10 protein-coding genes are annotated in these 10658 nt (G+C 63.4%); 6 read left to right on the forward strand and 4 right to left on the reverse strand.

The genetic code is table 11. The features are described from left to right. Positions 1 to 5 precede the first annotated feature (5 nt). Both ELX51_RS01970 and ELX51_RS01975 read left to right on the forward strand, forming a co-directional pair. Positions 6 to 761, forward strand: a complete 756-nt coding sequence (locus ELX51_RS01970) for a hypothetical protein (protein WP_127751931.1) — start codon at positions 6 to 8, stop codon at positions 759 to 761. After that, positions 691 to 1524: a hypothetical protein gene (locus ELX51_RS01975; RefSeq protein WP_127751932.1), complete on the forward strand. Its 834-nt coding sequence runs from the start codon at positions 691 to 693 to the stop codon at positions 1522 to 1524. Before ELX51_RS01970 ends, ELX51_RS01975 begins: the two co-directional genes overlap by 71 nt. 419 nt (positions 1525 to 1943) lie before the next feature. On the opposite strand, the gene ELX51_RS01980 is transcribed toward ELX51_RS01975, so the two are convergent. Together ELX51_RS01980 and ELX51_RS01985 are read right to left on the reverse strand one after the other, a co-directional pair. Continuing rightward, on the reverse strand, positions 1944 to 3311 hold the full coding sequence (locus ELX51_RS01980; RefSeq protein WP_127751933.1) for a sigma-54 dependent transcriptional regulator: 1368 nt from the start codon (positions 3309 to 3311) through the stop codon (positions 1944 to 1946). Continuing rightward, a complete protein-coding gene (locus tag ELX51_RS01985) occupies positions 3308 to 5167 on the reverse strand; it encodes an ATP-binding protein (protein WP_127751934.1) in 1860 nt (619 codons plus the stop codon). Before ELX51_RS01985 ends, ELX51_RS01980 begins: the two co-directional genes overlap by 4 nt. A 189-nt stretch (positions 5168 to 5356) precedes the next feature. On the opposite strand from ELX51_RS01985, the gene ELX51_RS01990 reads away from it, so the two are divergent. From ELX51_RS01990 to ELX51_RS02005, 4 genes are all read left to right on the forward strand, one after another. Next, a complete protein-coding gene (locus ELX51_RS01990; RefSeq protein WP_127751935.1) occupies positions 5357 to 6337 on the forward strand; it encodes a tripartite tricarboxylate transporter substrate-binding protein in 981 nt (326 codons plus the stop codon). A 124-nt stretch (positions 6338 to 6461) separates the two neighbouring features. Then, positions 6462 to 6923: a tripartite tricarboxylate transporter TctB family protein gene (locus ELX51_RS01995; RefSeq protein ID WP_127751936.1), complete on the forward strand. Its 462-nt coding sequence runs from the start codon at positions 6462 to 6464 to the stop codon at positions 6921 to 6923. A 9-nt stretch (positions 6924 to 6932) separates the two neighbouring features. Next, a complete protein-coding gene (locus ELX51_RS02000) occupies positions 6933 to 8438 on the forward strand; it encodes a tripartite tricarboxylate transporter permease (protein WP_127751937.1) in 1506 nt (501 codons plus the stop codon). Positions 8439 to 8514: 76 nt separating this feature from the next. Beyond that, positions 8515 to 9489: a tripartite tricarboxylate transporter substrate binding protein gene (locus tag ELX51_RS02005; RefSeq protein ID WP_127751938.1), complete on the forward strand. Its 975-nt coding sequence runs from the start codon at positions 8515 to 8517 to the stop codon at positions 9487 to 9489. Between the two features lie 126 nt (positions 9490 to 9615). On the opposite strand, the gene ELX51_RS02010 is transcribed toward ELX51_RS02005, so the two are convergent. Then, complete coding sequence (locus tag ELX51_RS02010) at positions 9616 to 9858, reverse strand: hypothetical protein (RefSeq protein WP_127751939.1); 243 nt, start codon at positions 9856 to 9858, stop codon at positions 9616 to 9618. Positions 9859 to 10354: 496 nt separating this feature from the next. Continuing rightward, complete coding sequence (locus ELX51_RS02015; protein ID WP_127751940.1) at positions 10355 to 10609, reverse strand: hypothetical protein; 255 nt, start codon at positions 10607 to 10609, stop codon at positions 10355 to 10357. Between the last annotated feature and the right edge of the window lie 49 nt (positions 10610 to 10658).

The raw sequence follows: 10658 nt of genomic DNA on the forward strand, positions 1-10658 counted from the left end.
GGACAATGGGTGAGGTCGTCCAGCTTGCTCCGGCGGTGATGAAGCGCATTGGCGAGGTGCATGAGCGCTATCAGTCCTTCAACATCGAAATGCTCGAGGTGACCGGCGGCAGGTTCTGGAAGCCCTATAGCTCCATGGGTAAAGCCGCCAGCTCTGATGGCGCCGCGCCTGGTGGTGAACAAGGGGTGCCTGCTGGCATGGACCCCAATCTTTATGAATATCGTGCCCCGATCAATCTCACCAATCTGCGCCTGCTGGCCAAGGCACTGGCGCCGGCCTTTCTGCGCATAAGCGGCACCTGGGCCAATTCGACGTATTTTGCTGAGGGGGACAACCCGCCAGCGGCGCCGCCCCCGGGCTTTGGCAGCGTGCTGACGCAACAGCAATGGCAGGGGGCTATCGATTTTTCGCGCGCGGTTGAGGCGCCCATTGTCACCTCCATGGCGGTGAGCGGAGGTACCCGCGACGCCGACGCAGTCTGGCAGCCCGACGCGGCGCGCAGATGGCTGGCCTTTACCAAGGCGCATGGCGGGATGGTCGCCGCGGCTGAATACTTCAACGAGCCCACGATGGCGAGCCTGGGCGGCGCCCCCCAACTACACCGCGGCGGACTTTGGTCGCGACTTCAACATTTTCGAAACGATGCTGCGCCGCGAGTTTCCGGACACTGCGCTGCTGGGTCCCGGCTCAGTGGGCGAGGCGGATGCCAATTGGGCGGTCGCGCGCGGCGGTTATGGCAGCTTCCAGATTTTGAAAAGTGAGGACCTGGCGCAGTACACCGGGGGCGCCGACGCCTTTTCCTACCATCATTACGGCGCGGTATCGCAGCGCGGCGCACCCATGGGCCATCAAACCAGCCCGGACCGAGCGCTGGGCGAGGGGTGGCTTTCCCGGACCGACCAAACGCTCGCCTATTGCCGGCGCGTGCGGGATCGCTGGATGCCGGGCAAGCGCTTCTGGAACACCGAAACGGGGGAAACGGCCTGTGGTGGAAACCCCTGGGCCGGCAGCTTTCTCGACACCTTCCGCTATCTCGACCAACTCGGGCGTTTGGCCCGTCAGGAGGTGGAGGTCGTGCTCCACAACACCCTTGCGGCGAGCGGCTACAGCCTGCTCCACGAAGGCGACTTCACGCCTAAGCCAAGCTATTGGGGGGCGCTGCTATGGCGCGGGCTAATGGGAACAACAGTGCTCGATACCGGCTTCACCAATCGACCCGGACTGCATGTCTATGCCCATAACCTGCGCAGAGCGGCGGGGGGCGTGGCGCTTTTGGTACTCAACACGGATCGTGCGGCAAGCCGCAGCCTGGCCATACCGGTGGCCGCGCAGCGCTTCACGCTCGCCGCCACCAGCGTGACCGACACGTCAGTGACCCTCAACGGCACGCCGCTCGAGCTCGGCGCCGGCGATGCGCTGCCAGCGATGGCGGGCCAGCAGGTGGGCGCGGGCGAACTCGCCTTTGTCCCTGCAACCATCACCTTCCTCGCGATCCCTGCGGCGCAGAACGAAGCCTGTCGCTGAGATCGTCGCGCCCTGAGCAGGGTCGCGAAAGTTGGTTCTCTGGCACTTTGGCGGTGGCGCCGGGTTCCACCCCCGGCGGGCGATCACGCGTGCCGGTACGAGGGCGCATTTACTGCGTGGCAGCTATTGCTACCTGCCGCCCAAGAGCAGTCGGTCGGCTTGCCACCCCACTTCAGCCATGCCCGGCGCTCGAGCTAGCCGCGGGTCTCTTGGCCTTCGCTGCCCCAGTTGGGATCAGAATTTCCCAATCATTACAGTGCCCATCTATGTCGCAGCGGGCGCGCCACTTCTTTTCCATGACTTAGATTATTCCACCCGCCTTTGCCGCAGTGCTCGGCGAGGTCGGTTGTGAGTGCGCCAGCTTTCCCTTGGGAGACGGTTGCCAGCCGGCGGCCGCGCCGGCTGGCAACCAGATGCGTTTACGTCTCCTGCAGGCTTCTTCGGACCGCGAGGCGGGTCATTTTCTCGCTAAGCGTTCGCCGGGGGACCTGGAGGGTTTCGGCAACGGCCGCGACCGAGCCGGCGTGGAGAGACAGTTCGGCCTCGATGACGTGCCGTTCATAGCTCGCGACACGATCGGCCAGGCTCAGGCCCGAAACTGGCACCGCCTTGATGCGCGGATCAAGGATCGCCTGGAGCGAATGGCCCGACGGGTGAAGACCTAGCGCAAAGCGTTCGGCGGCGGCGCGCAACTCGCGCACATTGCCCGGCCAGGAATGCATCACCAGGGCATTGATGTCGGCCGGGTGGAGCGGAGGCACCGGTCGGCCAAAGCGGTGGGCGGCTTGGGCAAGGAAATGGTGGAACAGCATGACGCAATCGTCACCGCGCTCACGCATGGGGGGCAGCTGGAGCGTCGCCATGTTGAGGCGATAAAACAGGTCCGCGCGAAACCGCCCGGCCTCTGACTCAGCGCGCAGATCCACTTTGGACGCGGCAACAATGCGCAGATCGAGCGGGATCTGCCGGTTGGAGCCGAGGCGCTCCACGGTGCGCTCCTGGATCACCCGCAGCACCTTGGCCTGCGCGAGGAGCGGCATGGATTCGATCTCGTCCAGCAGCAGCGTGCCGCCATTGGCGAACTCGAATTTGCCGATGCGCTGGCCCTTGGCGCCCGTAAAGGCGCCGCCTTCGTGGCCAAACAACTCCGATTCAATGAGCTCGGCCGGGATCGCGGCGCAGTTGACGGCGACAAACGGGCCCTTGGCGCGGGGGGAGAAATCATGAAGGCACCGGGCGACCACTTCCTTGCCCGTGCCGGTTTCCCCCAGCACCACGACGTCGGTTGGAATGGGGGCGAGCTCACGGATGGCATGGCGCAGCTCTTCCATGATCCCTGAGGCGCCGACCAGGCGGGCGGCGAGTTCATTTTCGCCCCCATCGAGGCGCCGCCGCAGCTGGGCGATTTCGCGCTTGAGCGCGGCCTGCGACACGGCGCGATGAAGGCTGGCGACGAGTTCGTCGGGCACATAGGGCTTTTGCAGGAAATCAAAGGCACCCGCGCGCATGGCCCCCACGGCCATGGGCACATCGCCATGACCGGTAATGAGGATGACCTCGGTGGGCAGCGCCCGGTCGCGTACGGTGCGCAACAGGTTCATGCCCGACAGCCCCGGCATGCGCACATCGGTCAGCACTACATCGGGATGCACATCATCGAGCGCCAGCAGGGCTTCGGCGGCGCTGGTCGCGACCTCCACGGCAAAGCCGGAGAGGCGCAACCATTGCGCAAGGGCCGTGCGCACCATCTCCTCATCGTCAACAATTAGAACCAGGGGATCGCTCATGCGAATAGTTTCTCCGCAACACTGGAGTGGGCAAGGGGAAGGCGGACGGTGAAGGTGGAGCCCTGCTCGGGAGAGCTGCGTACGGTGATGGCGCCCCCCAGATCGCGCACCAGCCCATAGGATATGGCAAGGCCGAGGCCCAGCCCGCGCCCGACTTCCTTGGTGGTGTAGAATGGGTCGAAGACATTGCCCAGATCGGCCGGGGCGATGCCGGTCCCGGTATCGGTGACCACTATCTCGGCGCTGCGCTCATGCCGGTGCACGCCAATTGACAGCACCCGCACCGCGCTATGTTCCATCGCATCGGCGGCGTTGGACAGGAGGTTGATCACAACCTGTTCGAGATGAACGGGATTGCCGGTGGCCGGCAGCGCGGCGCGATGGCGCTGATATTCCACATCAATGCCAAAGGCGCGCAGCTTGTGGTCGACGAGGTCGAGGGCGTTGTTGATGACGCTGCCCAGCTCGGACTGCTGTTCGGTGCGCGTGTCCTTGCGCGCAAAGGTCTTGAGATGGCTCGTGAGGGCCGCGAGGCGATCGACCACCTTGTCCATGGTGACCAGGATCGGGGTGATATCCGTATTGGGCGAGCGGGTAGCGATGAGCTTGGCACTGGCCAAGTGCGTGGTCAGCGCCGCGACGGGTTGGCTGACCTCATGGGCTACCCCCGCAAGCGCCTGGCCAAGGCTGGCGAGCTTGGCCGCCTGCACCAGCCCCGCCTGCGCTTCAGCCTGCGCGCGCTCGGCGTGAATGCGCTCGGCAATCTCGGCGCGCAAAGCTTCATTGGCGACGTGAACGGCTTCCGTGCGTTCGGCCACGCGCTGCTCGAGCTGTTCGTGATCGGCAAGGCGTTGGGCGACGATGCGCTGGCGTTGCCAGAGAAGCGCGAGGATGAGGAGCACGGCCGCGGCGCCCAGCCCGCCCGCAGCCGCGGCAATCCAGGCCGAACGGAACAGCGGGGTCATGGGCGTAAAGGACACCAGCCGCCATTGATGGGTGGGCAGGCGCATCTCATCGACAGTGAATAGGCCCCGGGTTTCGCTGTCCTGGCCGGTGAGATAAGCCAGCTGGGTGCCGCGCGAGGGCCAGATATCGGCGGCGATAGGCGTTTCCACCCAGCCCCCGTCGCCATAGCGGCGCTGGTCGGTGATGCGGGACAGCTCGGCTGGGGAGGGCGCCAGGAGCGGGCGATAGCGCCAGTCCGGGCGCGTCGACAAGATGGCGACAGCGTTGTTATCGACAATGGCGATCAACTCGCCCGAACGCCACCAGGTCGCCTCGATCTCCCCCAGATTGATCTTGGTCACTGCAACGCCCAGCGGCCCGTCCGGGCCATCGATCCGGCGGGCCAGGAAATAGCCGGCAACACCGGTGACCGTGCCCACCGCATAGAATTTGGCGTCGCCATCGAACATCGCTTCTTCGAAATAAGGGCGATAGCCGAGTTTCTCGCCGAGCAAGCTGTCATAGGCCCACCAGTTGGATGCGGCGACCACCTGCCCATCCGTGCTCATGATGAACAATTCGCTCGCGCCGGCCGCATCATTGAGCTTGGACAAAAAGCCATTGGCGCGCTCGCGCAACTCGTCGTTGGCGGGGCTTTGCAGCAGGTCGCGCGCTTCGGCGGCAAGGGCTACCGAGGAGGGAAGATAATGAAAGCGCTCGATGATGGCCTCAAGCGTGCGATCGAAGAGGGCAAGCCGCCGATCCGCTTCATGCCCAGCATTGCGGATCGCGCCGGCCAAGGCGAACTCGAGGCACGCCCAGCCTACCGCGGTCACCAGCACCAATGCGCCCAGTGCTCGCGCCAGCTGCGCGCGGTTGGTGCTGGCCAATGGGGTGAAGAGTTGGGGCATTCGTCTCCCTGGCAGGTTTTTGCCAGATCTTGGTAGAAGCTCGGCAAGTTCTTGCCGGAACTGCTAGCACGCCAGAAGCTCCCTGCATATCTGCCTTGCGTATGCCGCTTGGCACGGCGATTGCAAAGCTTCCAGCATCGGGGTGGGCACGATCTGCTGCCCCTTGCTTATCCCCCGGGAGGATCAACAATGAAAAAGACTTTGACTGCCCTTGCCGCTGGCGCTTTCGTTGCCGGCCTCGGCCTTGCCTCCACCGCCTTCGCGCAGGATTACCCGACCAAGCCGATCACGGTCGTGGTGCCGTTCTCGGCCGGCGGGCCGACCGACACGGTTGCGCGCCTTGTTGCCGAAGTGATGAGCGCCGATCTGGGCCAGCAGGTGGTGATTCAAAATGTGGGTGGCGCGGGCGGCACGCTGGGTGCCGGCCAGGTCGCGACCGCGCCCAATGACGGCTACACGCTGCTGTTGCACCATATCGGCATGTCGACGGCGCCCAGCCTCTATCGCAGTCTGCCCTATGACCCGACCACCGATTTCGAGCCGATCGGGCTCATCACTTCGGTGCCGATGACCCTGGTGGCGCGCAAGGATTTCGAGCCCAGCACGCTGTCCGAGCTGCTTGAATACATCAAGGCCAATGGCGAGAACATCACCTATGCCCATGCCGGCATCGGTTCGGCGAGCCAGTTGTGCGGCATGCTGCTGATGAACGCGCTTGATACGCAAATGACCACCGTGCCCTATCAGGGTGCCGGCCCGGCCATGACCGACATCATCGGCGGCCAGATCGACATGATCTGCGACCAGACCACCAATACGACGAGCCAGATCCAGGCCGGCGAAGTGAAGGCCTATGCGGTGACGACGCCAGACCGTTTGAGCAATTTGCCCGACCTGCCGACCACGGCCGAAGGCGGTCTTGAGCTCGAGATCGGCGTCTGGCACGGTCTTTATGCGCCTGCCGGCACCGATGCAGCGATCATTGCCCGGCTCGAAGCCGCGCTCCAGGCCGCTTTGGCCAACGAAACCGTGGTGAGCCGCTTTGCCGAACTGGGCACCGTCCCGGTTTCTGCCGATGAAGCGACCCCCGCAGCACTGACCGAAACCCTGACCAGCCAGATTGCACTGTGGAAAGGCGTGATCGAAGCCGCCGGCGTCTTCGCTGAGTAAGGCGCGCGAGGTCTGAGGACCCCGTGCTGTCGAGTGTCGAGGTCGTGGCGCGATGCGATGCGCCGCGACCTGGCCCTCGGCATATCGATACTGCATCTAAGCGCAGAAAAGGAGTGACCGGCTGATGGCGGTCAATGCATCGACTAAAGAGCTCGTTTCCGGCGGGCTGTTTGTGGCCTTCGGCACCTATTTCGCCACCGAAGCCCTGCACTATGAAGTGGGCACGGCCTTTCGCATGGGCCCGGGCTTCATGCCGCTGATGCTGGGGGGTGTACTCGTCGCCCTTGGCGCTGCAGTGGCCATCAGCGGGCTGGGCAAGCCCGACAAGGAAACACGTTCGCCGCCGTCCTGGCGGGCGATCGTGCTGATTCTCGGGACGATCATCTTTTTTGCCGCAACGATCCGGGGCCTTGGCTTTGTGCCCGTGGTCTTCATTTCTGCGTTCGCCACCGCGATGGCCAGCCGCAACAATTCGCCCGTCTTTGCCGTGATCTTGGCGGTGGGACTAACGGTGATGTGCGCGCTGATCTTTGTGATCGGACTTGGCTTTTCCGTGCCGCTCGTCGGCCCCTGGCTCGGGCGATAGGAGACGGCCATGGATATCATTGCTTCGCTTGGACTTGGCTTTTCCGTTGCGCTCGATCCGATCAACATCTTTTATTGTTTCATCGGCGTCCTGCTGGGCACCCTGGTGGGCGTATTGCCGGGCATCGGGCCTACCGCCACCATCGCCATGCTCCTGCCGATTACCTTTTCGCTCTCGCCGGCCACCGCATTGATCATGCTCGCCGGTATCTATTACGGCGCGCAATATGGCGGCTCCACCACCGCGATCCTGATCAATCTGCCCGGTGAATCCTCCTCGGCGGTAACCGCCATTGACGGTTACCAGATGGCCAAGCAGGGTCGGGCGGGCCCAGCACTCGCCGCCGCAGCGCTGGGCTCGTTTTTCGCCGGGACCGTGGGCACGCTGTTGCTGGCCTTTTTCGCGCCGCCCTTGGCGCGAGCGGCGCTCAATTTCGGTGCGCCCGAATATTTCGCGCTGATCGTGCTGGGCCTGCTGGTCTCCATCGCGCTGGCGCATGGCTCAATCCTCAAGGCCCTCGCCATGATCGTGCTTGGCCTGCTGCTGGGCATGGTTGGGCAGGACATCTATACCGGCCAGCCGCGCTTCACCTTCGGCATCCGCGAGCTTTATTCCGGCTTGAACTTCGTGTCGGTTGCCGTGGGCATCTTCGGCGTCGCCGAAATCCTGCGCAATCTGGAGGTCGAAAAAGGCCGCGAGATCATGGTCAAGGCCGTCAAGAATCTGTGGCTGACCAAGGAAGATTTCCGCCGCTCCACGGGTCCCGTGCTGCGCGGCACGGCACTGGGGTCGGTGCTCGGTATCCTGCCCGGTGGCGGGCACATCCTGGCATCCTTTGCCTCCTATTCCGCTGAAAAGCGGCTGAGCAAGAATCCACAGGAATTCGGGCACGGCGCCATCGAAGGGGTGGCCGGGCCGGAATCGGCCAATAATGCTGCGGCCCAAACCAGCTTTATTCCGCTAATGACGCTGGGTATCCCCGCTCACCCCGTGATGGCGCTGATGGTGGGTGCCTTTATTCTTCAGGGCATCACGCCCGGCCCCAACGTCATCAACGACCAGCCGGCGCTGTTCTGGGGCATCATCGCTTCGATGTGGATCGGCAATGTGCTGCTGGTGCTGCTCAACCTGCCGCTGATCGGGCTTTGGGTGAAACTGCTGTCCATTCCTTACCGGGCGCTGTTTCCGGCCATCGTGCTCTTCGCCTGTATCGGGTGTTTCTCGATCAACCAGAACATCTACGACATCTATGCCATCGGGTTCTTCGGCATTGTCGGTTATGTGCTGATCCGGTTCAGTTGCGAGCCGGCGCCGCTGCTGCTGGGCTTTGTGCTGGGGCCGCTGCTCGAAGAGCATCTGCGCCGCGCCATGATCATCTCGCGGGGCGATCCGATGATCTTTGTCACCCGGCCCATCTCGGCAACCCTGCTCGCCCTGGCGGTTCTGGCGGTGGTGATTGCGGTGCTGCCCAATATCCGCAAGAAACGGCAGGAGGTTTTTGTCGAGGAGGACTGAGACCGCTTTTTCAAGCTACACCAAACGGGCGAATGTCCGCCGCAGAGCGGCTTCGCCCATTCATCGGGAGGAATAAATGCAACCAACGTCTTTGCTTGTCGCCGCCTTGTCACTCGCCTCAGCCCTGGTCACTCCAGCCTTGGCGCAAGACAATTTCCCCACCAAGTCCATCAACCTCGTTGTGCCCTTTGCACCCGGCGGCTCCACCGATCTGGTGGGGCGCGTTGTTGCCGAAGCCATGAGCCAGCAACTTGGCCAGCAGGTGCTGGTGGTCAACCAGGCCGGTGCCGGCGGCGTGCTCGGTGCCACTGCGGTGGCCGACGCAACCCCAGACGGCTACACGATCCTGATGGGCACCATCGCCACCCATGCCCTCAGCGCCTCGCTCTACACCACGCCGCCCTTTGATCCGGTGGCCGATTTCACGCCGATCTCCCTGCTGGTGACGGTGCCTAATGTGCTTCTGGTCAATCCTGATTTCCCAGCCAACACTGTCGAGGAGCTGATTGCCGAGCTCAAGAGCAAGCCCGAAGAATATGCCTATGCCTCTTCAGGGAATGGCACGCCCCTCCACCTTTCAGGCGAAGTGTTCAAATCCATGGCCGGAGTTGAAATGGTTCACGTTCCCTATCAGGGTTCGGGCCCTGCACTGGTGGACGCCATCAGCGGCGCCGTGCCGATCATCTTCGACAATCTGCCTTCCGCGAGCGAGCACATGAAGGGCGGTACGCTGCGGGCGCTGGCGGTTACGACGCTCGAGCGCTCGCCCAGCTTCCCCGACCTGCCGACCATGGATGAATCAGGAGTTCCCGGTTACGAAACCAACACTTGGAATGCGCTTTTTGCGCCAGCCGGAACGCCGCCCGAAGTGATCGCCAAGCTTAATGAGGCAGCGGTCGCGGCGGTCAAGGATCCCGCTGTGACGGCCCGTTTGGCAGAAGTAGGGGCTGTTGTGGTCGGCTCCACACCCGAAGAACTGGGGGAATATGTGCAGGCCGAAGTGCAGCGCTGGGCGCCAGTGATTGCCGAGGCGGGCGTCAAGATCCAATAAAGCTTGCCGCGTGAGCCGGACGACCCGCAAACCACGCTCGACACAACAGACCGGCGCCAGATCACTTCTGGCGCCGGTCTGTTGATCTTTGCAGCTAGCTTGTGCGCCGCATTGCCGCCAAGTTGATCAGTGCTTGCGCGGCAGCGGGAAATCGGCGCTGCGGTAAAGCTGAGTGAGTTCATGCTTACGATAAGCCTTGGTGCCCACCTGGAGCAGTGCCCCATGCAGGCTCACGGGTGCAGCTTCTTCAACGGCAAAGCGGATGGCCTGGGCAGCGGTCCGGAACCGCTTGGCCCCCTGTTCGAAGGCAGTCTGGTGATCACGGCCAAGGAAAAGCTCGGCGGGGGCAGTGTAGTCGGTATGTGTCATTCGGTCTCGTTCTAGGAGCCCCACTGGAGCGGGGGCTATGCTAACTCGCTGAACGCTTGTGGCGCTTTGGGGCGAGTTCCTGCGGGCTGAAAAGAGTTGGACGCGCGCAGGGTTGATGGTTCGGCAAGGGGAGGGCTGGCTGGCACCAATCCGGCGCCGCCTCGGCGGTGCGGTTCACATTGAACCTGGCCGCCAAGCCTGCCCCTCGACGAGTAAGGGCGAACAACGCGCTTTGGTTTCAGCTCTTCGGCAAATCGACCATGATGGTGAGCATCGTGGCGATGGCAGCGCTTCCCAAACCTGTCAGGTCGAGCTCAACAACCGCTCGGCCATGAGCCTGCGGTTGATAAACCTGCGCAATAAAACGAAGGAAGCCGCGCCGAAAATCCGCAGCCGCTTGGGCTGGAAACGCGTATGCTGCACAAATAAGCGCTCGCGGTGGGAAAGTAAAGCCCGCGGCAGCTTATCAGGTACCAGCCGGCGAACTACGGTGACTTCAGGCCAGTTCGCCCCAGTCATTGCGCCAAAGCCGCTCGTCTTCCACCATTACGACGATGCGGTTGAGACCCGTCTTGCGCCGTAGCTCCTCGGCGGCGGCCAGGGCCGCCGGCACCGGCAGGGGAAAGTCGGCGATAACATCCACCGCGGCAACATCGGCCACAGTTCGCCCCAGAGACTCCCGCACGGTCACCACCACTGCGTCCCAGGGCACCCGAGTTTTGGGTAACAGGCGCTCAAGTTTGATCAACACGCAATCCCCGACTGATTTCTAACACGGTAAATAAACGGCTAACCAGTTC

The organism is Devosia sp. 1566, from assembly GCF_004005995.1.
In the GTDB taxonomy this organism is placed as follows: domain Bacteria; phylum Pseudomonadota; class Alphaproteobacteria; order Rhizobiales; family Devosiaceae; genus Devosia.